Genomic DNA, 25023 nt, shown 5'->3' with positions numbered 1-25023 from the left:
AAGGATGAAAAATGGATATCGTAGAGAGATTTTTAAACTACACAAAATTTAACACCACAACAAATAAAGAAAATGGGTTAAAAGGTGTCATGCCTTCTAACCCAACCGAGTACGAGCTGGCTCTTTTTTTAAAAGATGAGCTTGGCTCGCTAGGCATAAAAGATATAATTTTGCAAGACAATGCTATCTTGATAGCAAAAATTCCTGAAAACTGCGAAAATGCTCCAAGTATCGCCTTCTTTGGGCATTTAGATACAAGTAGTGAGCAAAAAAATGATACTAAAGCCAAGATAGTAAAATACACTGGTGGCGACATTTGCTTAAACGAAGAGCAGGGAATTTATCTAAAATTTAGCGACAACCCAGAGCTTAAAAAGTACGTTGGTGATGACATAGTCGTGACTGACGGTACTAGCTTACTTGGAGCTGATGATAAGGCGGCAATCGCTAGTATCGTAAATATGGCTAGCTATTTTATGCAAAATTCTGAGATTAAGCACGGCAAGATCGTGATCTGCTTCGTGCCTGATGAGGAGCAGGGCTTGCTTGGCGCAAAAGCACTTGATGTAAATTTGCTGGGAGCTGATTTTGGTTACTGCTTAGACTGCTGCGAGATAGGTGAGCTAATATATGAAAACTGGAACGCGGCTGACTGCACAATGGTCTTTAAAGGTGTTTCGGCTCATCCGATGAACGCAAAGGGTAAGCTTGTAAATTCGCTACTTCTTGCGCATAAATTTATCTCGCTTTTGCCAGGTGGCGAAGTACCAGAGTGTACCGAGGGCAAGGAGGGCTATTTCTGGGTAAAAGAGCTTAGCGGAAATAGCGCAAAAACGACGCTCAAGATCGACATAAGAGAATTTGATGAGGTGAAATTTCAAAAAAGGCTTGAGTTTTTAAGCGATATGGCAAATTCATTTAACAAAATTTATGGAGAGCGTTGTGAGATCACGCTAAAAACACGCTATGAAAATGTCTTTAAATTTTTAAAAGATGAAAACTCACTTCCGATAAAACTAGCAAAAGATGCCTTTAGCGAGCTAAATATCACGCCAAATATAAAGCCGATGCGTGGTGGATATGACGGCGCTGTGATATCTGCAAAAGGTGTACCAACTCTAAATTTATTCACAGGGGCAAATAACTTTCACTCCGTCTTCGAGTATTTACCAGTTAGCAGTCTAAAAGCCGCTAGCGAAGTGATTAAAAAAATCGTAATTAACGCTACTAAATAAACTTCATAAAAGCCTAGATTTAGTAAATTTAGGCTTTAAATTTTACTTTCAGGATAAAAATGAAGGCTTTAGCTTTGTTTAGCGGAGGGCTTGATAGCATGCTCTCAATTAAATTAATAAGCGATCAAAACATCGAAGTGGTCGCACTTTATATGGATACCGGATTTGGCGTAGATGAAGAAAAACATGAAATTTTAAGACGCCGTGCCGCTTTGGCTGGAGCTAGCTTAAAAGTGGTTGATATGAGAAATGAGTATCTTCGTGACGTGCTTTTTAACCCAAAGTACGGCTACGGCAAGCAGTTTAATCCATGCATCGACTGCCATGGTTATATGTTTAAAACAGCTCTTAATATGCTAAAAAGTGAAAATGCAAATTTCATCATCACGGGCGAAGTTTTGGGTCAAAGACCGATGAGTCAGCGAAGAGATGCACTCTTTCAGGTTAAGCGCCTAGCTGATGACGAGGATGATCTGGTGCTTCGTCCGATGTGCGCTAAGCTCTTGCCACCAACTAAGCCAGAGCGCGAGGGCTGGGTTGATAGAGAGAAGCTGCTTGATATAAGCGGGCGCGATAGAAAGCCGCAGCTTGCTTTGGCAAAGGAAATTGGCTTTGAGGACTTTGCAACGCCTGGAGGTGGATGTTTGCTAACGATCGAGAGCTTTGCTGTGAAGATAAAGGATTACCTAAATTTTGATAAAGAGATGCGAGATATCGATGTGACGTGGCTAAAGCTTGGTAGGCATCTGCGCTTGCCAGATGGTGCAAAAATGATAATAGGTCGTGACGAAAGCGATAATAACGCACTTTTAGCACATCCAAACGATAAATTTGATCAAGTAAAATTTAAAGAGAGTGATGACATCGTAGGAGCCGTTAGTTTTATAAGTAAAAATGCTAGCATTGCTGATAAAAAGCTTGCTGCTAAACTTGCACTTGCTTATACGAAAGCAAGTAGAGAAAATAAATTTGAAGTTAGCATCGATAGCGAGAAATTTAGTATTACACCTGAGGATAAATCTCTAGCTCAAAATTATTTCGTAAAATAGACGTTTTGTCGATTCTTGGTGCTTTTACTTTGTGTTTGTAGATAAAGATGGTTTTTATCTACAAATAAGTTTAAAAATTATATAATCCGAAACTTATTTTAAAGTGTCACGGTAGCTCAGCTGGTTAGAGCGCTGGTCTCATAAGCCGGAGGTCGGGAGTTCAAGTCTCCCCCGTGACACCATAGATGTCCTACTTATCGATACTTTAACTGCCCTTTTTGCAGTTTCCCTTTCTTTAAAATTTCCTAAAAGTATGGTACAGTTTTTATAAAAAGTGGTACATTTTTTCAGGATAGATTTATTTTACAAGATGATTTCTATAAATTTGCTTTTATTTTTACTGATAGATAAAATTTTTATCTCAAAGTGAACAAACTTAAATTTATCTCACTCTTAAATTTTCGGCACAACTTTTGCTTACTCTTTGAAGCTAAATTCAAGGAGTAAGCTATGAAAATCTCTTATAACTCCATCTTAACAAAACAGCACTACCAAAAACATACAAAAAGCGAAGGTTTTGCAAATTTCTTACCTAACACTACAAATATAAATTCGATCAGCCAAACCACTACTCCCAAGAATGACTTTGTTTCATCTAGTAGTATCGACTCTCTTTATCAGGCTAAATTTACTTCACAAGAGGGTTACGGATATAGTGTAGATGCTAAAGGATTTATGGGAGCTGATTTTAACAAAGCTGCAGGCTTACCGCAGGACTTTAAAATCCACAAAAGCACACTTGATGCGATAGTGCTACACAATCAAAAGCACCCAAATAGTATAAATTTTTCAATGGAAACAAAGAAAGATAACCAACTCTTTGGAGAGGATAGTTTTGCAAATATCGATCTAGCAGATACTATAAAGCAATACTATAAAATTTTTGATCAAATTTCAGCTGGAGTGATCAGTAAGGGTAAAGAGTTTTACTCGAATGAAGATCTAGCAAAGATGCCAAAGGGCTACTTTTCAAAAGATAAAAAAATAGAGCATTACGAATACCTAATGGGTAGGATGACTAGCGATGAGCTAGATGGACTAACCGATAGGAGCAATGAGAAGGTAACTCATATCTTTAGGACAGCCCAAGACGCAGAAGATGCACATAGGCTGTGGGATGATCTAAGCGATATAAATGTAGAAGTCAATGGAAATTTCCTTGACTTTTCTCCAGAAGTGATGACAACTGAGCATACTATCCCTTATATGTGGGTTAGTAGCGCTGGATATGACTTCAAGCCTGATATGTCTGTATATGACAATGAACAAGGCTATACTAAGGAGCAAATCTTTGTGGCATTTTTGAAAAACGAGCAAGGTCTTGTGCTGCAAGGTGGCACAACAAGGATTACTGATGAGGCTCGCAATGTATATAGAGACAAACTCATACTTACAAAGCAAGATAGAAGCGAGATAGGCATACCAAAGGCTTATTATGATGAGATACTATCTGGCAAGAAAGATCTAAAAGATATACTAGCCAGGATTTTAAAGCTTAGAAATTTAGAGCTTAAAAAATATCAAACGCTTGAGGGACTAGCAAGTAAGATAATGGATGTTTTAAAAGAATTTGATGAGAGGACGAAAGTAAGAGAGCTATAAAAATATATAACATAGAAGGCATTCGCTCTAAGCCCTTTTAGCTCCTATACTACTAAACATTTTTTATATTTGCCGATATAAGCTATATATTTTAAAAGGATTTAAAATGACGATATCACCAAATTTAGAGCCAATAAATATAAATCTACCCAAAGATATGATCTATTCAAGGGTCCTTCTTGGCGTAGATAGAGTGCAAACTTTAGACAACATAAATTTAAAGTCTGAGCTTAAAGACATCGCTACTAAGCTCATCTCAAATAGCACCTACTCTATCATCCAAAGTGCAGGCACCAGTGGCGTGAAGTCAGAGTATGCTAAAGCAGACAACGGAACAAACGATGCTTTTTCTTACGTGGATATCCAGCGGAGAAACTGGGACAAAAAGGACTTTGAAAACAAATATCTCTTTGGCGAAGATGCCTCAGCACTAAGGAAAGTGGATCAAACTAGCACCTATTTTTCATCTATAAATTCAAAAACTCCCATTAAGCCCATTGCGGCAGCAGATACTAAATTTACAAATTTAAATGACTACGCCTATGAAAAAACGATAAAAACTTCACTGGGTGATGTAGAGGTCTTTTTGGATCTTTATAACGATAATGACAAACTAGGCATAGGCAAGCTAGATGCAAATGGATTTTTATTTAACTTTGATAGCAACAAGGACGGAGTGATAAATTCTGGTGATAAATACTTTGATAAGCTAAAAGTTAGAGGCTACGATAAAGACGGAAATGAGAAAATTTTCAAACTAAGCGAAGTTGTAAGCGAGATAAACCTTAACGACTTTATCAAAAAAGATATTAGAAATTTAAGCCATGAGGCTATGGACTTTGCTAGCAAAAACACGGTTGATTACAGAGTTAGTTTAAATAACTCAAACCCTTATACTCTATTTTCAGCCGAATATCGCTACCAAAAGATAGACAAAGAAGAGACTAATAAATTTTTCAAAGACCATGCAGACAAAGACGGCTGAGTAGATCTTAGGGATAATAAGATATTTAACGAAGAGAGCGGCTTAAATAACTTTGCCTATGAGAAAGTTGGCTTTGACGGCAAGAAAAAGCTTAGCGAGTTTAACCCTATCATAAAGCCTTCTGGGCCTAAACAAGATGAGAGCTTTTCATACGCAGGCTATCAAAAAGATAGCTTTATGAAATTTTATAACGACTACCAAAAAGAGTCTAGCGCTCACAGCAAAGACGTAGAGTGGATAAGCAAAAATTTAAAAGAAAATGATGTAGAAGACGCAGATGATCTCATCTCAAAGCTAAAAGTCACAAAGTCATCTTATATAATCGCTATGGAGAGTGAGTTTGAAAAAGCGACTGGACTGGAGTTTAGCCTAGAAAATTTAGAAAGAGCAAAGCATGCTTTTGAGAGTGATACTAGCAAGGCAGCAGCTGCGCTAAAGGACACAGACAGCGTAATAGCTATGAAGCTAAACAAAAATGGCACGATCACGCTTAAATTTGATAGCGGAAGAGAGCTAGAGGTAAAAGAAATTTATAGCGACACTGGCAAGCTAATCAGCAAAGATGACAAGGATAGCAAAAGAGCAAGTATAAATTTAGATGCTAAGAGCATGAATGATGTAGAGCTAAATAGACTTGACTTTAAAGATATAGGCATAAAGCAAGATGAGAAGATATCTAGCCTAAAAGAGCTTGGAGCAAAGCTGGTTAAAAACCTCTCTGATAAATTTACAAGCAAATTTCTGATCGGACTTGAAAACGGCAAAAGCATCACCACCAAAGAAATTTACAACATCACCTATCTTGAAAATGACCTAAACTTTAAAGAACTATCTAGTAAAGATAGGCTTTATAAAAAGATAGATGCGAGAGTTTAGGAGTAAATTTATGCAGACTAAAAACCCTTTGCAAAATAAATCTTTTTACAAAAAAGACGATATCTTTAGCATGAAGCTAAAAGGATATTAGATGATAAACGCACTTGGTAGCTACCCCTTAAATTTAGAACAGAGCATAAAGGTATCAACCAAAGTTGCCACCAACCAAACCAGCTCAGAGGTTTTAGGCTACAAGGTAGATAAGGATGGTTATTTTACAGATGAGTTTAACAAGCAAGCTGGCATACCAATTGATTATAAAATTCACTCAAGTACACTGGAGTCGTTAGTCAGATCAAACGACATAATAGACCCAGACATCAAGAATTTTAAAAGTATCGATATAGCTAAAACAGTTGGCAACGCTTATAGGCTGCTAGCTCAAGTGGTTGGCGAAGATACACTAAGCTCAAAGGAAAGCTTTAGCGCAGAAGATATAAGAAATTTCCCTCAAGGTTTTTCTTATGATCGTCAAAGTCTGCAAGTAGATAAAAGATATGCTAGTGCTAGTGAGTATTCTGCGGTAGAAGATAGCTTTGTGCATACACCAACAAAGACCATAAGCACGCTCTTTTATAATGGCTCTTTATCTATCGGACCAGACAAGCAGATACATCCAAAAAACGTAACATACATCTTTAACAACGCAAATGGCGGTAAAGAAAACACAGTCATTGGTATATTTATGGATCCACACGGAGAGAAATACACTAACAAAGATGGATCTATAACCAAAGGCGGTCTCATAGCTGGTGTGCTAAATCACAACCTAGACATATACGAGGGCGAAACCACTGCGATAGGAAAATATGGCGGCTATGATAAAAACATCAACACAAAGGAATTTCAAAGGTCATTTAACGCCTTTAACGCTATGTGGCAAATGGCTTATGGGGTAAATTTCTCAAAAGCAGATGATGGTGCTGTCTCTATGCTGCCTGATTATATGCAAGATTATGTGAGACACAGACAAAGCCTTGATAAATTTAGCGACCAAGAAGACGAACTCTCATTTAAAAAGATGATGGAGCATAATCTAAAAATGCTAAAGCTACTCTTTGGTGAGATAGATAAAGATGGCAAAAAGAGCAAAGACTTTATGGATAGCTTTTTAAAATTTAGTATGCCACCTTTAAATTTAGTAAAAGAGCTAAATGAAAACCCAGCTGGAAAATATCTAGTAGATATGCTTGGTATAAAAAGAGATGTTGATATAAAGGCATAAAGGGGAGTTGAAATGTTTATTACTACCTATAATGGATCGATGCAATATAAAGAAATTTTAGATGACTACATAGCTCATGGCAATAAAAATTTATCTGCAGAAGATGAGAAAGCTAAAGTTGATGCTTATATGCAAGGACCATTTGGTGTTGGACTAGATAAGATAATCGGTATAGAAGAAGGAACGGAAGACTGGATAACAAAAACCATAGATAAAATAGATAGTATGCTATCAAACAAATACACCCCAGAAGAGCGAAGAGCTCTATACGGAAAATATCCAGAAACCATAGAAAAAGCGATAGATTGGGAACTTCAAGGCTATATGGATTTTCTGAGGGATAACTCTATAGACGGCAAACCAACAATAGAAGGTAAGATGATAGGTCTTGGTACAAAAGAAGAAGAGGCCGATCTAAGAGCATTTATGGACAGTATGTCTTCTCTTTATCCAAATAATAACAAGGAGTCTCTTAGTCTTTTAAGTAGAACTGATCTAAGCATAGAAGAGTTTAAGACTTTATTTGCCAAAGCAAGAGAAAAAGCAACAAAGGATGTTGAAGAACAAAGAAAGCAGATAATTAAGGAAGAGCAAGAATACAATGCAAATTTTGCTAAAGAGCAAAATGAGAAGACATTTAAACCTATGCAGGTTAAAAAGAAGTATGAGACCTATGATATAAACAAGGATCAAAAATTTCTCTACGCAAGAGAGCTTTTAAATTTCAAAGAAAAAAGAGGCATAGATGTCTTAGAGCTTATGCAAAAGATAGATAAGAAGCAAATTTTAAATAAGATGGTTTAAATTTAAAGGATCTAAGATGATAAACACACTTGGTAGCTACCACTTAAATTTAGAGCAGAACATAAAGGTATCAACCAAAGTTTCTACCAACCAAACCAGCTCAGAGGTTTTAGGCTACAAGGTAGATAAGGATGGCTACTTTACAGATGAGTTTAATAAACAAGCTGGCATCCCAAGTGATTATAAAATTCACTCAAGCACGCTGGAGTCGTTAGTAAATGTTGCAGAGGGGACATCGTTTTTTAGTCGCACCTTTAAAAGCATAGATATAGCAAAGACTGCTGGCAATGCCTACAAAATCCTCTCACAAGTAGTTGGCGAAGATACATTAAATTCAAAGGATAGCTTTAGCTTAGACGAGATAAGAAATTTCCCTCAAGGCTTTTCTTATAACCGCCAAAGTATGCAAGTAACTAAAATCCATAACTCCATTCATGAATTTGGCTCGGCTGCGGCTGATTTTAACGGCAAAGAGTCAAATAAGCAGATGATAAGCACGCTTTTTTTCAACCCAAGCTTTAATGGTGGAGATGGCAGGCAGCCACTAAAGCCAACAACAGATATCTTTAACAATAACAATGGCGGCAAAGAGAGTGTAGGCAGTGGTGTTTTTATCGATCCGCATGGAGAGAAATACACTAATAAAGATGGCTCTATAACTAGAGGCGGGCTTTTAGCAGCCGTCATAAATAGCAACCTTGACGTCAAAGAAGGTGAAACCACCGTTTTTGGAAAGAAGCAAGGCTTTGATAAGAGCGTAGATAGTAAAGAATTTAGTAGGGCATTTGAGCTATTTGAGCTTATGGGTGAGATGAAATTTGGAGCAAATTTCAACAAAGCAAGCGACTCTGATCTAGCTGGTATGCCTGAATACATGCAAGAGTATGTTAAGTATAAAAGAGACCTTGTCTATGTAGATCTAACGACTGGGTTTGTTGGTAAGTATTCAGATGAAGAAGACGAACTCTCATTTAAAAAGATGATGGAGCATAATCTAAAAATGCTAAAGCTACTCTTTGGTGAGATAGATAAAGATGGCAAAAAGAGCAAAGACTTTATGGATAGCTTTTTAAAATTTAGTATGCCACCTTTAAATTTAGTAAAAGAGCTAAATGAAAACCCAGCTGGAAAATATCTAGTAGATATGCTTGGTATAAAAAGAGATGTTGATATAAAGGCGTAAGGGGGAGTTAAAATGATAACTAGCATAAACGGATCAAAGAATCTTTTTAAACCCTGGAGCGAAACTATAAAAGAATTTATAGATATAGACAAAAGTAAAGAGGGCTGGATAGCAGATACTATAAATCGAATTGATAATATGCTATCTAATTACACCATTCAAGAAAGACGAGCTCTATCAGCAAAAAGAGAGCCAGAAAACATGGAAGAATTTAGAGTTCGCGAACTCCAAGATTACATGGACTGGTTGCTTACAAACTCTATAGACGGCAAACCAACGATAGTTGGTAAAATGGTTGGTCTTGGCACAGCAGAACAAGAGGCGGAACTAGAAGCTTTTGTAAAATCATTTTCTGAAGACACAATGATGAGTAATGATGGTGCTGCTTTGTTTGTTAGAGCTGATCTAAGTATAGAAGAGTTTAAAAAGCTTTATAGAGAAGATGTAGAAAAAACTACGAAAGAGCATAAAGAATTTCTAACTAAACTACACAAAGAAGAACAAGAATACAATGCAAATTTTGCCAAAGAGCAAAATGAGAAGAAATTTAAACCTATGCAGGTTAAGAAGAAGTATGAGACCTATGATATAAACAAGGATTCTATGCAAGAGAGCTTTTAAATTTCAAAGAAAAAAGAGGCATAGACGTCTTAGAGCTTATGCAAAAGATAGATAAGAAGCAAATTTTAAATAAGATGGTTTGATGAATAAAACAGAATGAGGATAATCCTCTATCTTGTCATAGGATGACTTAGTGGCGGCTTGCGCTAAATACAAAGATAAATTTAAACCTTTTTATCGACAACCTTTTTACCATTTTCTTCAAGTTTTTGCATGATACGAAGCACATCGATACCTCGTTCTCTCTCAAGTTCTTGAAGCTTAAGTAAATATGAGAATTTCTCATCCTTAGTAATGTCATAAGTTTCAGTGTTTTTGCTTTCAGCTTGGATGGGAGTAAATTTTTTCTCTTTGGTGTCGTCTTTTTCTTCTTCAACGCTCTCTATATCCTGAAGACCTTTTTCATTCATCTCTTTTAGTATATTGACAGCATTTTTGGCATCTTCGCCAGATAAAGTTATGTTAAACCGCTCTTTTAATGCATATTTAGCCCACTCCTCTTTAAACTCATCAACGCTCATATCGCTATCAAGCAGATCAACAGTCCTTGAGTTTTGCATAAATAGCAGTTGTCGATCGCCACTATATTCATTTAAAAATTCATTTACAGTGTATGGGATATCTCTTAAAATTTTTGGCTTATCACTGTCTGGTTTTGCTTGCTGACCTTGTATATACTCTACAAACAAACCCTTGCTTTCATTTATGAAATTTTTAAGATCTGATAGCTGCTCGCTTGTAAAATCAGGATCATAGCCTCTAAGCTTTCCTATGATAGTGACTTTTGCTTCATCGCCTTTTGTAAAGCCAGATAGTGGATATATGTGTCTATCGTAAGCCGCAGCTTGAGCTTTTCTATCAAGCCTTGCGTATTTAGGAAAGCTCATACCATATCCCATGTCGTTACTAAGTATCTCGTTAATATCGTTAAATTTAAACCCCATCTCACTAGCTATGTGTTCTCTAGACAGATAAGGATATGGTGAGCTAGAAATTTGCATTTTACTATCCTTAGTAAATTTTAAACTACTCAACGATTTTTCAAAATTTATTTGAGTGAAATTTTCTTAGTTGGTAAATCGTCTTTTAAATAATTTAGTTTATATATGGCTTATCTCGACACAAAAGTATTGCTGATAGCGCTTATCCTCCCACTCCAAGAATTTGCTAGAGAATTTATATCCTCGCTAGTTGGCTTAAATTTCTCATATTCGTTTGAGGTAACACTTTCTGCGCTAGTGTTCTTTGATCTTGCATACATTAAAAGAGTTAGCTCTTTAAGTCTTTCTTTTATGAGCGCTTTTATGCTCTCACTATCTTTACCCACTTTTTCAAAATCCACAAAGTACTCTTTATGCTCTCCAGTGCTTGAGATATCATTTAAGGCAGCGCTACTTAGCTTAGTCTTTGCACTATCACTTGGTAGCGGTCTAGAGCTGCGCAAAAATCCCATAAAAAGAGCCTCTTTACTGTAACCTTCATCTGCTTGATATACCGACATATCAGGGTTAAAGCTAAACTCATCACCTGCTTCGCTCATCGTAAAATCAACCTCTTTTACTATGAGCCTAACGCCTGCACTTGAAAGCTCTTTACTTATAGACTTAGCGCTATTTAGCTCATCAGTGCTAGAGTAGATGTTTGAGATAGTAGAGTTTGATAGATCTTTTAGTAGGTGTCCTTTGGCATCGTAGCTAGTGCCTTTTGTGCTGTAGCCTTTTGGTAGTTTGCCTATATCTGCAAGGGTGTAGCTCTTTTTATCATCACCTAAGGCAGAGGTCATTTGGTCAAATAGTCTGTAGTAGTGCTTTATGGTGTCAGCCATATCAATATTATCAAAGATCTTTATCTGCTCGTCCTTGCTCTTGATGCGATTTAGCACATGGTTGCGCTCGGCAAATCTATTAAGTTCATCAAGCGTGCTTTTATGGATTTTAAAGTCCTTTGGCAAACCTGCTGCTTTGTTAAAATCAGCTCCCATAAAGCCAGCTTTATCTACTGTGTAGCCATAAGCTTGAAGGTCATTAAAATTTAAAGAGCTGAGACTATTTTGTGAAGAAGTAGTATAAGTAAATTTAGCTGGCTCTTGGAGTAATAGAATTAAGGAGAACACTTAATCACTATATTAGTGAAATATGTACTTCTTAATTCTTTTTTATTTAAGAAACTAAGAGAAAGGGGGTAAAAATGAGGAATTATGAAAAGATAACAGCACTCTATGAGAGATTAAGTCGTGATGATGAACTTCAAGGAGAAAGCAATTCTATTGTAAATCAAAAGAAAATCCTTGAAGAATATGCAGGTAAAAATAATTTAAGCAACATCATACATTTTACAGATGATGGAATAAGCGGAACACAGTTTGATAGACCGGGCTTTATGGCAATGATGAACGGAGTTAATCAAGGTAATATAATAGGTTGTATAATCGTAAAAGATATGAGTAGACTTGGCAGAGACTATCTTAAAGTCGGTCAATGTATGGAAATCTTAAGACAAAAGGGAGTTAGGCTCATTGCTATCAATGATAATGTAGATAGCTTTTATAGAGAAGATGATTTTACCCCTTTTAGAAATATTATGAATGAATGGTATACAAGAGATACTTCAAGAAAAATACAATCTACATTCAGGTCAAAGGGGGAAAGCGGAAAGCATACGGCAAGCTCTCCACCTTATGGATATATCAAAGATGAAAAAGACAAAGATAAGTGGATTGTAGATGAAAAAGCAGCGGAGATAGTAAGGAGAATATTCAATCTGACCATGCAAGGCAATGGTCCGTATCGAATAGCAAAGATATTGGAAAGTGAAAAAGTAGATATACCTGCTTACCATCAGCAAAAATTAGGATATGGACTACATCAAAGCAAAGTGTTTGAACATCCTTATCGTTGGTGCAGTTCTACAATTGTAAGTATCTTAAAGAAACAGGAATATTTAGGTCATACTGTAAACTTCAAAACAAGAAAGCATTTCAAGGATAAGAAAAGCAAATATGTATCTGAAGAAAACTGGCTGATATTTGAAAATACCCACGAGGCAATTATAGACCAAGAAACCTTTGATAATGTGCAAAGGATAAGAGGAAATGTAAAAAGGTATCCCGATGGTTGGGGAGAATATCACCCTTTAACTGGGCTTATGTATTATGCAGATTGTGGCAGTAAAATGTATGTTCATAGAACAAGTAATTACAAAAATATTCCCTACTACACTTGCAGTGCTTACACGAAAGTACCCTGTGGAACGCTTTGTCCATCTACTCACAGGATAAAAGCGGAAGCAGTCTTAAACCTTATACAGGAAACCTTAAAAGACATTAAAAAATATCTTGATGAAGATCACGAAGCCTTTATCCGTTCCATTTAAAATGAAATGGAAGAAAAGGAAAAAGTAGAGATAGAAAAGAAAAAAATAAGATTAATGGAAAGTAAAAACAGGCTTCAGGAACTTGAACGATTGATGTGCCGTATTTACGAAGATATGATACTTGAAAAAATACCAAGTAATAGATATGAGATACTTAACAGTCAATATGAAACAGAGCAAATAGCTTTAAGCAAAGAAATTAAAGACTTAGAGTTTGCAATATCAAGATATGAAAAAGAAACAGATAAGGCGAAAAAGTTTATATCTCTAATAAGCCGATATGAAAATTTTGATGAACTTACAACTACAATGATAAATGAGTTTGTAGAAAAGATTATTGTTCATGAAAGGAATAGAAAAGGTAGTCAAACATCAAAGCAAAAAAATAGAGATATATTTTAATTTTATCGGTAACTATGAGCCACCAAAAGAAGAATTGACTGAAGAAGAAGAAAGATTAAAAATTGAGGAAGAAAAGAGAAAAATCAAGGAAAGAAAAGATAGACTTCATCAAAACTACTTAAAGCGTAAAGTAAATGGAAAACAACAGGAATATGAGGAAAGGTATAAGGCAAGGAGAGAACAGAGAAAACAAGAAAAATTAAAGGTTCTGAAAAGGGCAGGTATACAAGTTAATAAGTTAGAAAAAAGAGATTGAAGTTAGTCAATCTCTTTTTTAGTACAGGTATCAAGTATATCAATTATGTTATTTGCAATTGCATGGATAACAGTAACGGCAACAGAATTACCAAACTGTTTGTAACTTTGAGTATCACTTACAGGAATGATATAGTTTTCGGGGAAGCCTTGAAGTCTTGCAGCTTCACGAGGTGTTAGTTTTCGTGGATTTTTTCCTTTTTGCTCAATAAGTATTTCACTCCCGTCTTTATAATATCTTGCAGATAATGTATTTGTATAAGGACTGTTTTCATTGAACAATGTGTAACCAAATCCATTTCCCTTTATTTTATGTTCTTTCTTTCGTCGTTGATGACCTTGCCAAAGTGCATTTGAAATGGTGTATTTAGTATCAACATTTTGCTCTAAAATATTTCCCACAGAAACATCTGGGCAGGGAGGAATTGGAAAAGAAAAATCTTTATAGTTATCTATTTTATCCTTATCAAATCCAACAATGTAAATACGCTCTCTATTTTGTGGAACACCGAAGTCTTTTGCTTTAAGTATAATAGAATGAACATCGTAGTTTAAATCCTTTAATGTTTTTTCTATTGTTTTATAGGTACGACCTTTATCGTGAGATTTTAGGTTTTTGACATTTTCAAGAAGAAATGCCTTAGGTCGTTTCTCTTTAATAATTCTTGCAATTTCAAAAAATAATGTTCCACGAGTATCTTCAAAACCAAGCTTTTTACCGGCTTGACTAAATGCTTGACAAGGAAAACCACCGACAATAATATCATGATTAGGAATATCTTTTTCAGATATTTTTGTAATATCTCCAAAAGGAGTTTCACCAAAATTTGCCTTATATGTTTTTACTGCAAATTTATCAATTTCACTACTGAATACGACATTTGTTTTACCTGTTTGGTAAAATCCAAGCCTTGTACCACCAATTCCGGCAAATAAATCAATGATTTTATAGGGGGCATTTTCATTATTAGGGAAAGGTACTTTTTCAGGAAATGATAAAATATGTTTCAGCTCAATGGACGATGGCTGACTTTCTCCATTTTCCCATCTGCGAATTGTCCTATCTCCGAATTTGGACATACCAACAGCATCAGCTAATTCTTTTTGAGTCATTTGTAATCTGATACGCTTATTTTTTATTAAAATAGCAGGGGAATTATCTATGATTTGTGGTATAATATTCATATATATTCTCCTTTTTATATATGTTATTTCAAGGACTAACTGTCCTCTATTTGACACTATTGTACCATATAGAAGAAAATTTTTCAAGAAAGGAAAAGAGTTATGGCAAATATTTCTCTTGATGAATATAAAAACTTAGTTAAAGAAAAAAGGAAAGAAGGCTTTAAACAGCCTTATGACTTAGTTTATGATAATTTTATTACATTAGGATACGACAAAGTCCCTAAAGAATTCTTTTTAAGTAATGCAAGTGAAGTTGTTGAAAAACTTAGAAATAGCTGTTGGAGTGAATTTCAGCCATTAGAAAAAGACTTTACTTCAAAAATGCTAAAAGAGTTAGTTGATGATGAGTATATCAAAACTCTTACACCAATAGAGGCAATTACTTGGTTTGTGGAAGAATTTCCGGAACATATATATGCTTTGACTTTGTCAAATACTCAAAGTAGGAGGAGTAGAGCAGGTAAAGAATTTGAAAGTATTATAGAACTCATTTTGATTGGTGCAGGGATTCCACTTGACAGTCAAGGTAATATAGGTAAACAAGAGTTTGTCAATAAAGGTCTTGGTAAATTGGTAGATTTAGTTTCTCCGGGTGTTTTAGAATACATTGTAAATAAGAGAAATACTGTCTTAATTAGTGCAAAAACCACATTAAGAGAAAGATGGCAAGAAGTACCTGAAGAAATGGGAAGAACAGGTGCAAGAGAAATGTTTTTAGCAACTCTTGATACTTCTATTAGCTCTGATGTATTGAACACTCTATATGAGGCTAATATACAAGTTACAACAACAAAAAATATAAAAGAAACATATTATTCCGATAATGAAAGGGTATTAACCTTTGAAAAGTTGGTTGAAATATGTTTAGACAATGTTTCTCATTGGAAAAATTTCAACTACACAGTAGAACAAAATGAGCAAATGATAGAGCTTATCACTAAGCAAATTGAAAAACACCAAAATCATAAATTTGTAGAAGAATATTATGATGAGCGATTAAAAAACATAAAGAAGTAGACAAATTAGAATTTGTCGGTATATCATTAAATCGCATTTTTTAGATTAAACTATGGAATACAAAGGAGCAAATAATCATGAGCGAACAGAGAATCTATTGCATGGACCTTGTAAAAAAAGAGGATCCGGAAAAGGCTGTCAGAACACCGTTTTATCAGACAGAATCTACAGGCGGATCGGTCTGGGTTATCAAACCCGGTCAGACATTGCAAAAGCACTATCACCACAATTCCGACGATATATGGATCGTCCTTCAGGGAGAGGGAATATTCTACCCCCAGCCTAATGAAGAGGTTCCATTCAAGAAAGGCCATGTCATAGTATCGAAGAAAGACTCCTGCCACGGAGCAAAAAATACTGGAGATGAGGATATCATCTTTGTAAGTATAGTAGCACCTGTCCCTTCCGACTATGATCCTATAAACGAGTGACAGGAGAATAAAATTCCCGTTTGACAAAGGATTGTGATTATACTTGAGAAAGAAAAATGTTTATATAACATTGGGATACATAGCTGTATATCTGGTGATATATTGGTGAGAGCAACTTGATTGGTTGGCTATTTACTAATATTCCAACTGGTGAGCATAGTTATTTATATGGTTGGTTGCTCAGTAGTAATCTGTTTTGGTATGCACTTGCGATTTCTGCGCTTCCTTCTCTTTGGGGTAAGTTTAAGTTTTCGGCTGTTACTACGGCGGGATTTATTGTAGGTATTGTAGCAGGCATAATCGTTGAGAAATACAAGAAGTAAGTCAAATTTCAGTTTGTCGAGCTGAATAATACAGATTCAAGACGATAGAAAGTAAAACATCTATCGTCTTTTCTTATGAAAAAAACTTGAAAGGAGATGAAATTTATGGACAATAAAAACAGAATTAGAAAAAGTAAAAGAAAAGATTGAAAGCAAGTAAGAAGAAAAAAAATATGAAAAGAAACTATCTCAGCTTAAAAATCAGGAAAAGAAAATCAGAAAGCAAACGAGCCTTGAAGAAAGAAAAAAGCGAAACCATAGATTGATAGAGCGAGGAGCAATCTTAGAAAGTTTAATTGAGGGAGCAAGCGAGAAAAGTAATGAAGAAATAAAGGCTATTTTGCAAAGAGCATTTCAAAAAGACTAAGAAACGCAAGGACATAGTATAATTGTAATTCCCTTAGATTTTCTAAGGGCGCAATTATACACCCTTTAGGTGTCCTTGCGACCTGCGGTGCTTTTACCCTTGCGGGGAGCAAAGAAAAAAGCCGAAGCATTTTTCCGTATTAAAGGCAAAAGACAACTGAATATAATTCATTCGCTTTTTTATCATCAAGGGTAAAGCGCATTCACTATCGCTCACCCTTGACAATAAAAATTTGAAACAGATAGCTTACATTAAGCCGACATACTGAAACAACAAAAGTTAAAAGTATAGTCGGCTTTTTCTATTGTACCGTTTCAAAACGCTCATTCAGTTTATAGAAAAGCAAAAGTATTTTTAAGACCGACATCTAAAACAACAAAAGAAAAATAAGAAGATGACAAATGCCACATTCCCAAAATGGGAGTGTACCTAAATCAAAGACAGTACTAATCAAAGGGGGTAGTGAAACACGACTTCCTTAAAAGATAAAAGGAGTAACGATTTGTTGCTACATTTTCATAACAAAAGATAGGAGAGAAAAATGGCAGATAAAAGGATGTTTTCAATAAAGATAGTGGATAGCGACTTATTTTTGGATATGCCATTAAGTAGCCAATGCCTGTATTTTCATCTATCTATGAGGGCAAATGATGATGACTTAAAAATTCTAATTACAAAAGGTTTTGTAATTGTCTTTTAAAGAGGGGTTATAGTCATTACCTATTGGAAGATAAATAACTACATCAGAAATGACAGACGAAAAGAAACGATGTATCTTGAAGAAAAGCAAAGTATAACGCAAACGGAAAATGGAGCATATATCAAGGTTGAAAATCTTGGTATACCAAATGACAACCAAGTGTCAACCGTTTGTCCGCATAGTATAGTTAAGGGTAGATTAGATAAGAGGAGAATAGAACAGGTTGCCCCAGTGTCCCTTTATGGAGAGTATCAAAATATTCATTTAACCGATGAAAAATACCAAAATCTAAAAGATAGGCTGAAAGGTCATACAGATACAATGACTGAAAAGCTATTAAGATATATCAAAAGTAAAGGCACAGACTACAAAGACCACTATGTAACAATCCTTAATTGGTATGAATTGGTATGAACAGGATAAAGAAAAGCTATCACAGAAAAATAATCAAAATAAAAGCCATAGAACCTATTCAACCAACTATGAAGACAGCGACAGCCTATAAAAGGTGTTTTTAAGGGTTTAATCATAAAAGAGGTGTCAGACTATGGTTAAGATAAAAATAAGCCTTAAAACGCATTATAGAGCCTGATGTAGAAAAGGAGACTAAAATTATGAATGATAAAGAAAATATGATTACTACAAAAATTCAAGGGACAGATTTTATCTACAACAAAGATACTCACTATGAAGAAGACGGACATATCTATTGCAAGATTTGTAATGAAAGAATAGACGGTAAGGTAATTCCGATGTTGGATAAGCCTATGATTATCAGAACGGCTTGTAAATGTGATAGAGATAGAGCTGAACAAGAAAAAACTGTTAAAACAAGATAGGTTGAGACAAAGCTGCTTTATATCCAAAAATCAAATAGCCTACACCTTTAAAAATGCCGATGAAGATACAGATAAGGAAATCATCAAAAAAGCAAAGAACTATGTAAAACATTTTGAAGAAATGAGAAAAGATAATGTTGGACTGTTACTTTACGGAAATGTAGGAAGTAGCAAGACCTATGTAGCTTGTGCTATTGCCAACGCTATAATTACAGAATATAGCCATACAGTAAAAATGAGGAACTTTGCACAGATATTAAACGACTTACAAAAAGGTGGCTTTAATCTTGATAGAAACGAATATATCGAATAGATAACAAGCCCTACCCTACTAATTCTTGATGATTTTGGAATAGAGAGAAATACAGAATATGCCTTAGAGCAAATTTACAATGTAATCAATGCAAGATACCTAAAGGCAAGACCAACCATTATAACTACTAACCTTAATTTCAAAGATATAGAAAAAGAACAGGAAGATATAATGCTTGGCAGGATTTATTCAAGGATAATCGAGATGTGTTTACCTCTTAGGATAACGGGACTTGATAGAAGAAAAATACAGAGCAAAGAAAAGCTGAAGAAAGCACAAAACTTAATAGATGAATGAGAGCGATTGGAAAAGTAAAAAAATTCTAATCGCTTTTTAATTGCAAGAAAAGGAATGATGATATGCAAAAAAATAATACAGAAACAAAAACAATAAAGAAGATTGGAAAAACTACCTATGAAGTTGTTGTACATTTTAATAAAAATACTACTGAAACAATGCAAGACAAATTGAAACGCATAATGCTTAGAGAAATTGAGAGTGAAAAACATCAAAAAAATGATAAAAATGATTAGAAAGTCCTTGACAAGTTGTTACAGGTTTGGCTCGCTAATCTTTTCTTTGGTCTTTTGGTTAAAAATATCACTAAAATTTGCAGACCTGCCTTGTTTGTGCTGTTGCTTAGTGTATGAATTTATATTGGTGCTTAAGATGCTAATATCATTCGTGGTTTGCCTCCTAGCTTCTTGCTTTTTAAGTTTTAATTAAAGTAACCATAAAATAATTGACTATCCAAATTTATCAGTCAAAATAAACAAGTGACAAATATGCCAATCACAAAAATTACAAAAATTTACTTTTACTAAGTCATTCTTTGGTGGGACTGATTTAATTCCAGTATGCGCCAAAATTCAATTCAGATATTAGGGCGAGCATACTCTATGTAGCTACAAAATGTTACCATTTGCATCTCCATAGAGGCTCGCAAGGATAGCTTGCCGCTCCCTTGACCCACGCTTAAAAAATATTTTCTTTATTAAAGTGGCCATGCAAGATAGGCTTTTTTTAATAAAAGCTTAAGTTGATTAAAGGCAGCCATAAAAATAAAAATAATTAGACTAAATTATTTTTGTAGTCTGCAAAATATATTTTAATATATTTTTAAAATGGCAACGTAACAAATAATGTTTGGAAGTAATAAATGAGATGATTATGCAATAAACTTAATAGAGTCTCTACGTTTAAAACATATCTAAGCTTTGAGTCTTTTCCTTGCATACATCACTCACATGGTGATACATGCTGGCTTTTTGGGTGTATTCACGCTCCTCTATAAATTCTCTACATATTCTTGTAGCCTCTTGTGCTCTATCTGTAAGCTCTCGTATTCTTCTCTCAAATTTTGGAATTTTTCTTCTAAATTTTCTAATTTTTCTTCCAAGCAAGATATTGAACTCTCGTACATATCTCTTTGTTGCTGCAGAGATTCCGTTAAGGCGTCGTTGCAATCTTTGCTCAAGCTCTTGACTTTCTTTGTTAGCTCTGTCACATTTGTCTGTAATATCGCGAGCTTCTTCTCGCAGTCTTGTTGCAAATTCATTGTTTCTAATTCGTGCTTGCTCCTTTCGTCTTCGATCGTCTTCGTCAAGCGCTCGTTCTCTTCTAGCAATGCTTTCTCTAATGCTGTCATCCTCTACTCCATTTTCATTAATATAAATTTCCTGCTCTCGTTCTCTATTATCTCTTTGTCTTTTGGAATCGATATGTAATACTCCCTCTGGGTCTTGTCCGTAGCAGGTTGGCTGTATCTCCATTGTTTTGGTATCGTCCAAGCTACTTCTTCCTTCAATATCATTGCGTGCACTACCCAGCCAATTGCTATTCCCAAAATTACTGAGATAGCCACTGATAGCGAGATTATCACCGATCTGTCCTTGTGATGCAAGGATATTGTTTTTTGAAGTTCTTTCGACATATCTTTTTTGATTAAATCTATCTCTTTTAGCAATAAGCTCCTCAAGTTTTCGCCTATTTTCTCTACACTCTGTTTGTGTATTTCTATCATGGAATTCTCTAATTCTTCTGCTTGAGCTTTGGCTGAGTTCTCCAAGTCTTTGAGCGCTTGTGAAAGTTGCATCGTATATTCCTCCTTTAAGACGATTTTTTGTTTTTTGATTAGGAAGTATTATTGTTATACTTTTACTGGTAGATCTAGCTACTTCAATACCTTGTTGACCAAGAAGTTCGATCATGTGATCTCTATTTTTAATATATCCTTGTTTAACTAGATCGTGCAACTTTTGATCTAGCTCTTCTAAATTTTTATAATGATTGACGTTTTTCTTACTAGATAATATAGTTTGCTCTTTTGCTGGATCATCTGGACTTGATAGTCCATACTCATCGTTAATGATCTTTTTAATTAGATCTATTCTAGTTTGATCATATTTAGCAAAATAAGGATTAAATGACCTGTCTGTTTCAAGATCTATCTTTTAGGGATAAGGAAATTTAACTCAAGCCGTCCATCCTTATCAGAATGCTCTACCCATAATACATTTGTACGTTCAAGCATATATTCACCCAAAAGAGCACGTTCAAAATCCTTAATGATTTTTAGTTTTTGCTCTTCAGTCAAAAAGTCATACTTCTCTTCAAATGATAAAACACCAAAACAAGTCTTTTGTTTATAGGTGATGCCTTTTATAATAGCTCTAGTTAAATTTTCATCACCTTTTATAACTCTTGCTGTTCCAGCAGCTTTTCTCTCATTTAAAAGATAATTTATGCTCCCAAGGCCACCACCAGTATAAGTACGAAGAAATTTAACTAGCATCACTAGTGCCTTTATTTGTATTGATGCAAAGTAAATCAAGCAACATATTATTTACCCAATGCTTCATACACTTTATGTAAGACATCATTATCGTCCGCTATGATCTCAATACCAACTCTATCTAGGCTTTGCCCACTATTTAATTTGGCAGCTATTTGGTTCATGTTTTGTCCATGTCTAGATAGTTCAGCTAAAAGCTCTCTCATAATTGGTGCATAAATCTGCTTAGACAACATAGCTCTTAGGGCAAATTTTGAGAAAGTTAGGCCACTTTCTTGTAATTTATCATTAATTACCAACCATTCTGCATTACTTAGCCTAAGTCTTTTAGTTATGACTTTGGTTACCTTGCGTTTTTTTATCTTTTCAGAACTCACGTAAATTTACTCCTAATCCAAGAAGAAGCCACTCAAAAATCCTATGTCATAAAATTTTTGGCAGACTTGCTCTTTAAATATCTTTTAAGGTTATTTTATAAAATTTCACAACCTAAAACAAGGAATTCGGTAGGCTTCAGGCCGCTAAAATGCGTGTTTTTTAAAAATACTATGAAATATATAATATAATTTTTGTAGCTTTTAAATTTCTCTTAGAAATTTAGTCTGGTATGAAATTAAGAAAATAAAATAATAAAAATGTATGGGGTTATGCTCATCATAAAATAGCACTTTAGATAGGACAAGCTAATAACATAAAATTAGTTACTAGCAAATCACAGAAGACTAAAGTCTAGCTTTATGCTTAGTTAAATTTATCCTTTAGCATCTCATACACTTCGTTGTTCTCTCTTTTGCCAACAACTAGCACCAATACTATGATCTCGTCATCTTTTACTTGATACGCCAAGCGGTAGCCGGCATCTCTTAGCTTGATCTTATAAACATCTTCATAGCCTCGTAGCTTATCTTTAGCAACCTTTGGGTTTTCTAGACGCTCACTTAGCTTCTTTTTAAACTGCACTTTTATACTGTTATCAAGCTTTTGCCACTCTTTTAAAGCACTTGGTAAGAACTCTAACTCATATCTCATCTAAGCTTACTTTTACTGGCTTTTCACCACTTACTAGAGCAGCGTCTACTGCTTTACTTAGATGATACTCTTCTATTATCTCTGCCATTTTTTCATAGACAGAGCTGGGTACTAGATATGCACTAGGGACATTGTGGTTTAGTATAGCTACGACATTATCTCCAGCTTGTTTTAAAATTTGAGCTGGAGACTTTTTTAGCTCGCTTATGCTAGCTGTGAAATTTGCTTGTATGGTTTGCATTTTTATCCTTTATTTAATACCTAAAATAATACTAAATAAGATATAAAGATAGTCTTAAAACTCATGCTTTGAAATTTGCCCATATTCATTTTCATACGACACCATCTCTACTTTAGCCTTTAGCGTGTTAGCGTTAATAGGCTTGGCATAAGTGTTTAGCAAAATTTTATACTGCTTCTCATGCCCTACTATCTGAGCTATAAGGTTAGCTTCTACCTCGCGCTGCACTAGATAGTCTATAAAGTAGTGTCTAAAAGAGTAGAATGTCTTTTTAGAGTCTTTGTCTATAAACTTTCTTTGGATCTAGCTTCTAAAAATTTCAGAGAAGTCCTTATTGCTTACCTTAAATATATTTCCGCTTTTCTTGCTATTAACATATTCTAGCAGGCCTAGATCTATGAGCTTACTATGGATAGGCACAAACCTAATGCTGTTTTTGGTCTTGGTAGTTTTACCATCATTTGTGTTTATGTTAAAGCAGTAAATTCCATCTTTTAAGACTATATCTTCTTTATGAAGTTGTGTGATCTCTTTTATCCTCATGCCACTATAAGCAGCTATCATTGTGACGTAGTAGAGCTCATTAGCCTCTATCCTTGAGCTTGGAGATTTACCACTTTGTTTGATACTAGTTACTATCTCAAAGATCTTCCTAGCTTCTGATACTTCGTATGGAAGCACTGCCCTTTCGCTAGGGTCTATGTCTATCTTGACGTTCATTTTTGCAGTTATGCTTTTACCTATATAACCACTATCAAAGCAGTAGTTAAAAAACTGAATAACCCTTATCATATATTTTTGGATAGTAGGCTCAGAGAGTTTATCGTCCTTTTCTCCTAGCTTAAGTATCTGAGATAAACTTTTATCTTTATACCTACTCTTTTGAGCTAGCTTAGTTGGAATTTTATAAAGAAGATCTCTAAATTCAAGCAAGTTATCTCTCGTGATCCTATAAACTGGCGTATCTTCGTTAAAGTATAAAAATAAGAGCTTTTTTACGCCAGTAACTAATCTTTGCGTATCTGGCGACCACTTGTCAGCTCTTTTAGTGTTTGTCTCAAATATCTCGAATGCATCCTTTAAGCTCTTTTGATCTTCTAAATTTAAAGCTGAGAATTGATTGCTAGAGCCAGATGTTGCTTGCAGTACTTGCCTGATCTCATACTCTTTGGTTATTTTGGCGCTAGGATTAAAAATACTAAAGCTACTATCGTCATCTAATTTTATCTTGATATTTTTTGGTGGATTTGGATCCATTATGATATCTTCCATGCTTCTATGGTCATTCTTTGTTCTTACTAGCTTTAAATTTGAAGTTGAGCCATACTTTTGATCTAGTATGGCATAAACCGTTTCGCTAATCCTCTGAGCCATAGCCTTAAGCTGCCCATCAGTAATGGGCAAACAACCACTATCTTCAAGCTCTTTTATATTTTCTTGAAAAGAATCTATATCCTTAGCATCAAACGAACTAGGAGTGGCTTTAGTATCATTAGAGCCATCTTCAAGGAAACAGTACTCACGCTTGTCATCAAAGAGCACACTGCTCTTCTCAAGCTTTGATACAAGATAGTTAAGTGTTAGTATGTTTTTCTCTAAAAGAGTTTGCCCTATGTTCTCTTTATCCTTGCTACCAAGAGCGCCAGCAGTGTTAGTGATATTACTTATATCCTTAATTAAAATTTGAGGCAGACTGCCATCTATCAAACTTTGTTTAAAGTAGTCATTGAGCGCATTTAGAAATTCTACATCCATCTTCTTATTAAGAAGAGAGTGCTCTTTGATACTCTTGCTAAGCTTTACTTTCATAAACGAATTTACAAAAGACTGGATTATGCTATCACTAAGATTCATGTGAACCGCCCTTTTTATCAAGTAAAGATTGTTGTCTAGAATTTTAGCCCTTTTTCTGGCTTTTTCCAAGAGATTAGTGGAGGTGGAGAAGCAAATTTCTCGCTTTTCGTTAAAAAATTTTCTGATGCTTGGAGCAAGCGTCACTCGGTAGTAATATATACCGTTTCGCTCCCTTAAGTGTTGTCCCATATTTAATAGCCAACCGGTCAAAAATGGAACAGTTTTATGTAATCACTAAGCAAAAAATCGTCTAAAGTGCGTATTTCAGGCTTTTAGGAGCTCATATAAAAAATCCTCATAAGCCGGAGGTCGGGAGTT

General features: G+C 35.0%; 28 protein-coding genes, 1 tRNA gene and 2 pseudogenes. 21 read left to right on the top strand and 10 right to left on the bottom strand.

All coding sequences use genetic code 11. The annotated features are described in order from the left end of the window. Positions 1-11 precede the first annotated feature (11 nt). From pepT to B9N62_RS06455, 10 genes and pseudogenes are all read left to right on the top strand, one after another. Entirely contained in the window at positions 12-1235 is a 1224-nt protein-coding gene (pepT, locus tag B9N62_RS06495; RefSeq protein ID WP_087584845.1) for a peptidase T, read from the top strand. A 59-nt stretch (positions 1236-1294) separates the two neighbouring features. Continuing rightward, the gene (locus tag B9N62_RS06490) at positions 1295-2284 is read left to right on the top strand and encodes an argininosuccinate synthase domain-containing protein (protein WP_087584844.1); all 990 of its coding nucleotides are present in this window, start codon (positions 1295-1297) and stop codon (positions 2282-2284) included. A 105-nt stretch (positions 2285-2389) separates the two neighbouring features. Further along, positions 2390-2466, top strand: a tRNA-Met gene (locus tag B9N62_RS06485). A 268-nt stretch (positions 2467-2734) separates the two neighbouring features. Then, on the top strand, positions 2735-3886 hold the full coding sequence (locus B9N62_RS06480) for a Cj0814 family flagellar-dependent secreted protein (protein WP_087584843.1): 1152 nt from the start codon (positions 2735-2737) through the stop codon (positions 3884-3886). A gap of 106 nt (positions 3887-3992) precedes the next feature. Next, positions 3993-4871 (top strand): hypothetical protein, encoded by an 879-nt coding sequence (locus tag B9N62_RS10800; protein WP_257640208.1) that lies wholly within the window; start codon positions 3993-3995, stop codon positions 4869-4871. A 177-nt stretch (positions 4872-5048) separates the two neighbouring features. After that, complete coding sequence (locus B9N62_RS10795) at positions 5049-5747, top strand: hypothetical protein (protein WP_257640207.1); 699 nt, start codon at positions 5049-5051, stop codon at positions 5745-5747. A gap of 91 nt (positions 5748-5838) precedes the next feature. After that, on the top strand, positions 5839-6972 hold the full coding sequence (locus B9N62_RS06470; RefSeq protein ID WP_087584842.1) for a Cj0814 family flagellar-dependent secreted protein: 1134 nt from the start codon (positions 5839-5841) through the stop codon (positions 6970-6972). 12 nt (positions 6973-6984) lie between these two features. Then, positions 6985-7776 (top strand): cell surface protein, encoded by a 792-nt coding sequence (locus tag B9N62_RS06465; protein WP_374188113.1) that lies wholly within the window; start codon positions 6985-6987, stop codon positions 7774-7776. A 16-nt stretch (positions 7777-7792) separates the two neighbouring features. Continuing rightward, positions 7793-8959, top strand: a complete 1167-nt coding sequence (locus tag B9N62_RS06460; RefSeq protein WP_087584841.1) for a Cj0814 family flagellar-dependent secreted protein — start codon at positions 7793-7795, stop codon at positions 8957-8959. 12 nt (positions 8960-8971) lie between these two features. After that, positions 8972-9663 (top strand): annotated as a pseudogene (locus B9N62_RS06455) (cell surface protein). Positions 9664-9744: 81 nt separating this feature from the next. Here the strand turns inward: B9N62_RS06455 and B9N62_RS06450 are convergent. Together B9N62_RS06450 and B9N62_RS06445 are read right to left on the bottom strand one after the other, a co-directional pair. Beyond that, the gene (locus tag B9N62_RS06450; RefSeq protein ID WP_087584840.1) at positions 9745-10581 is read right to left on the bottom strand and encodes a polyribonucleotide nucleotidyltransferase; all 837 of its coding nucleotides are present in this window, start codon (positions 10579-10581) and stop codon (positions 9745-9747) included. A 110-nt stretch (positions 10582-10691) separates the two neighbouring features. Beyond that, positions 10692-11693, bottom strand: a complete 1002-nt coding sequence (locus tag B9N62_RS06445; RefSeq protein ID WP_257640205.1) for a Cj0814 family flagellar-dependent secreted protein — start codon at positions 11691-11693, stop codon at positions 10692-10694. 74 nt (positions 11694-11767) lie between these two features. Between B9N62_RS06445 and B9N62_RS11120 the strand changes: the two genes are divergently transcribed. The 3 genes from B9N62_RS11120 to B9N62_RS11110 are packed head-to-tail and all read left to right on the top strand — an operon-like array spanning position 11768 to position 13610. Beyond that, entirely contained in the window at positions 11768-12952 is a 1185-nt protein-coding gene (locus B9N62_RS11120) for a recombinase family protein (protein WP_021092745.1), read from the top strand. A 6-nt stretch (positions 12953-12958) separates the two neighbouring features. Then, entirely contained in the window at positions 12959-13354 is a 396-nt protein-coding gene (locus B9N62_RS11115; protein ID WP_429800343.1) for a DUF4368 domain-containing protein, read from the top strand. Beyond that, positions 13296-13610 (top strand): hypothetical protein, encoded by a 315-nt coding sequence (locus B9N62_RS11110; RefSeq protein ID WP_429800342.1) that lies wholly within the window; start codon positions 13296-13298, stop codon positions 13608-13610. Before B9N62_RS11115 ends, B9N62_RS11110 begins: the two co-directional genes overlap by 59 nt. Positions 13611-13612: 2 nt before the next feature. On the opposite strand, the gene dcm is transcribed toward B9N62_RS11110, so the two are convergent. Then, positions 13613-14794 (bottom strand): DNA (cytosine-5-)-methyltransferase, encoded by a 1182-nt coding sequence (dcm, locus tag B9N62_RS06435; RefSeq protein ID WP_009495138.1) that lies wholly within the window; start codon positions 14792-14794, stop codon positions 13613-13615. A gap of 102 nt (positions 14795-14896) precedes the next feature. Between dcm and B9N62_RS06430 the strand changes: the two genes are divergently transcribed. The 8 genes and pseudogenes from B9N62_RS06430 to B9N62_RS06395 all read left to right on the top strand — a co-directional run bounded on the left by B9N62_RS06430 (position 14897) and on the right by B9N62_RS06395 (position 19320). Then, positions 14897-15814 (top strand): type II restriction endonuclease, encoded by a 918-nt coding sequence (locus B9N62_RS06430; RefSeq protein WP_009495139.1) that lies wholly within the window; start codon positions 14897-14899, stop codon positions 15812-15814. A gap of 77 nt (positions 15815-15891) precedes the next feature. Further along, on the top strand, positions 15892-16245 hold the full coding sequence (locus B9N62_RS06425; RefSeq protein WP_009295467.1) for a cupin domain-containing protein: 354 nt from the start codon (positions 15892-15894) through the stop codon (positions 16243-16245). Positions 16246-16746: 501 nt separating this feature from the next. Beyond that, positions 16747-16935 (top strand): annotated as a pseudogene (locus tag B9N62_RS06415) (DUF3847 domain-containing protein); the annotation flags it as partial. A gap of 769 nt (positions 16936-17704) precedes the next feature. After that, positions 17705-18049, top strand: a complete 345-nt coding sequence (locus B9N62_RS10625) for a hypothetical protein (protein WP_009295465.1) — start codon at positions 17705-17707, stop codon at positions 18047-18049. A 200-nt stretch (positions 18050-18249) separates the two neighbouring features. Next, the gene (locus B9N62_RS11105) at positions 18250-18474 is read left to right on the top strand and encodes a hypothetical protein (protein WP_009295464.1); all 225 of its coding nucleotides are present in this window, start codon (positions 18250-18252) and stop codon (positions 18472-18474) included. Next, complete coding sequence (locus B9N62_RS11100) at positions 18428-18787, top strand: hypothetical protein (RefSeq protein WP_223228625.1); 360 nt, start codon at positions 18428-18430, stop codon at positions 18785-18787. The genes B9N62_RS11105 and B9N62_RS11100 overlap by 47 nt, the downstream gene beginning before the upstream one ends. Continuing rightward, on the top strand, positions 18788-19084 hold the full coding sequence (locus B9N62_RS11095; protein ID WP_107698022.1) for an ATP-binding protein: 297 nt from the start codon (positions 18788-18790) through the stop codon (positions 19082-19084). 62 nt (positions 19085-19146) lie between these two features. After that, a complete protein-coding gene (locus B9N62_RS06395) occupies positions 19147-19320 on the top strand; it encodes a transposon-encoded TnpW family protein (protein ID WP_009295461.1) in 174 nt (57 codons plus the stop codon). 666 nt (positions 19321-19986) lie between these two features. Here the strand turns inward: B9N62_RS06395 and B9N62_RS10775 are convergent. From B9N62_RS10775 to B9N62_RS06370, 7 genes are all read right to left on the bottom strand, one after another. After that, positions 19987-20997: a hypothetical protein gene (locus tag B9N62_RS10775; protein WP_257640204.1), complete on the bottom strand. Its 1011-nt coding sequence runs from the start codon at positions 20995-20997 to the stop codon at positions 19987-19989. Between the two features lie 236 nt (positions 20998-21233). Next, the gene (locus tag B9N62_RS10770; protein ID WP_257640203.1) at positions 21234-21581 is read right to left on the bottom strand and encodes a relaxase/mobilization nuclease domain-containing protein; all 348 of its coding nucleotides are present in this window, start codon (positions 21579-21581) and stop codon (positions 21234-21236) included. 47 nt (positions 21582-21628) lie between these two features. Beyond that, entirely contained in the window at positions 21629-21958 is a 330-nt protein-coding gene (locus B9N62_RS06385; RefSeq protein ID WP_072595324.1) for a plasmid mobilization protein, read from the bottom strand. A gap of 364 nt (positions 21959-22322) precedes the next feature. Then, positions 22323-22610 (bottom strand): type II toxin-antitoxin system RelE family toxin, encoded by a 288-nt coding sequence (locus B9N62_RS06380; RefSeq protein WP_072595325.1) that lies wholly within the window; start codon positions 22608-22610, stop codon positions 22323-22325. Continuing rightward, a complete protein-coding gene (locus B9N62_RS06375; protein ID WP_072595326.1) occupies positions 22600-22851 on the bottom strand; it encodes a type II toxin-antitoxin system prevent-host-death family antitoxin in 252 nt (83 codons plus the stop codon). Before B9N62_RS06375 ends, B9N62_RS06380 begins: the two co-directional genes overlap by 11 nt. 54 nt (positions 22852-22905) lie before the next feature. Further along, a complete protein-coding gene (locus B9N62_RS10765) occupies positions 22906-23079 on the bottom strand; it encodes a hypothetical protein (RefSeq protein WP_257640202.1) in 174 nt (57 codons plus the stop codon). A 75-nt stretch (positions 23080-23154) separates the two neighbouring features. Continuing rightward, positions 23155-24894 (bottom strand): site-specific recombinase, encoded by a 1740-nt coding sequence (locus tag B9N62_RS06370; protein WP_257640201.1) that lies wholly within the window; start codon positions 24892-24894, stop codon positions 23155-23157. Positions 24895-25023 lie beyond the last annotated feature (129 nt).

This window comes from Campylobacter concisus, assembly GCF_002165785.1.
Lineage (GTDB): Bacteria > Campylobacterota > Campylobacteria > Campylobacterales > Campylobacteraceae > Campylobacter_A > Campylobacter_A concisus_W.
This window is presented reverse-complemented; position numbering and strand designations above follow the sequence as displayed.

Bases quoted from the DNA above. Each gene is read 5' to 3' on its own strand.
- pepT (WP_087584845.1), top strand. From the start codon at position 12: ATGGATATCGTAGAGAGATTTTTAAACTACACAAAATTTAACACCACA.
- B9N62_RS06490 (WP_087584844.1), top strand. From the start codon at position 1,295: ATGAAGGCTTTAGCTTTGTTTAGCGGAGGGCTTGATAGCATGCTCTCA.
- B9N62_RS06480 (WP_087584843.1), top strand. From the start codon at position 2,735: ATGAAAATCTCTTATAACTCCATCTTAACAAAACAGCACTACCAAAAA.
- B9N62_RS10800 (WP_257640208.1), top strand. From the start codon at position 3,993: ATGACGATATCACCAAATTTAGAGCCAATAAATATAAATCTACCCAAA.
- B9N62_RS10795 (WP_257640207.1), top strand. From the start codon at position 5,049: ATGAAATTTTATAACGACTACCAAAAAGAGTCTAGCGCTCACAGCAAA.
- B9N62_RS06470 (WP_087584842.1), top strand. From the start codon at position 5,839: ATGATAAACGCACTTGGTAGCTACCCCTTAAATTTAGAACAGAGCATA.
- B9N62_RS06465 (WP_374188113.1), top strand. From the start codon at position 6,985: ATGTTTATTACTACCTATAATGGATCGATGCAATATAAAGAAATTTTA.
- B9N62_RS06460 (WP_087584841.1), top strand. From the start codon at position 7,793: ATGATAAACACACTTGGTAGCTACCACTTAAATTTAGAGCAGAACATA.
- B9N62_RS06450 (WP_087584840.1), bottom strand. From the start codon at position 10,581: ATGCAAATTTCTAGCTCACCATATCCTTATCTGTCTAGAGAACACATA.
- B9N62_RS11120 (WP_021092745.1), top strand. From the start codon at position 11,768: ATGAGGAATTATGAAAAGATAACAGCACTCTATGAGAGATTAAGTCGT.
- B9N62_RS11115 (WP_429800343.1), top strand. From the start codon at position 12,959: ATGGAAGAAAAGGAAAAAGTAGAGATAGAAAAGAAAAAAATAAGATTA.
- B9N62_RS11110 (WP_429800342.1), top strand. From the start codon at position 13,296: ATGAAAGGAATAGAAAAGGTAGTCAAACATCAAAGCAAAAAAATAGAG.
- dcm (WP_009495138.1), bottom strand. From the start codon at position 14,794: ATGAATATTATACCACAAATCATAGATAATTCCCCTGCTATTTTAATA.
- B9N62_RS06430 (WP_009495139.1), top strand. From the start codon at position 14,897: ATGGCAAATATTTCTCTTGATGAATATAAAAACTTAGTTAAAGAAAAA.
- B9N62_RS06425 (WP_009295467.1), top strand. From the start codon at position 15,892: ATGAGCGAACAGAGAATCTATTGCATGGACCTTGTAAAAAAAGAGGAT.
- B9N62_RS10625 (WP_009295465.1), top strand. From the start codon at position 17,705: ATGTATCTTGAAGAAAAGCAAAGTATAACGCAAACGGAAAATGGAGCA.
- B9N62_RS11105 (WP_009295464.1), top strand. From the start codon at position 18,250: ATGAATGATAAAGAAAATATGATTACTACAAAAATTCAAGGGACAGAT.
- B9N62_RS06395 (WP_009295461.1), top strand. From the start codon at position 19,147: ATGCAAAAAAATAATACAGAAACAAAAACAATAAAGAAGATTGGAAAA.
- B9N62_RS10775 (WP_257640204.1), bottom strand. From the start codon at position 20,997: ATGATCGAACTTCTTGGTCAACAAGGTATTGAAGTAGCTAGATCTACC.
- B9N62_RS10770 (WP_257640203.1), bottom strand. From the start codon at position 21,581: ATGCTAGTTAAATTTCTTCGTACTTATACTGGTGGTGGCCTTGGGAGC.
- B9N62_RS06380 (WP_072595325.1), bottom strand. From the start codon at position 22,610: ATGAGATATGAGTTAGAGTTCTTACCAAGTGCTTTAAAAGAGTGGCAA.
- B9N62_RS06375 (WP_072595326.1), bottom strand. From the start codon at position 22,851: ATGCAAACCATACAAGCAAATTTCACAGCTAGCATAAGCGAGCTAAAA.
- B9N62_RS06370 (WP_257640201.1), bottom strand. From the start codon at position 24,894: ATGGGACAACACTTAAGGGAGCGAAACGGTATATATTACTACCGAGTG.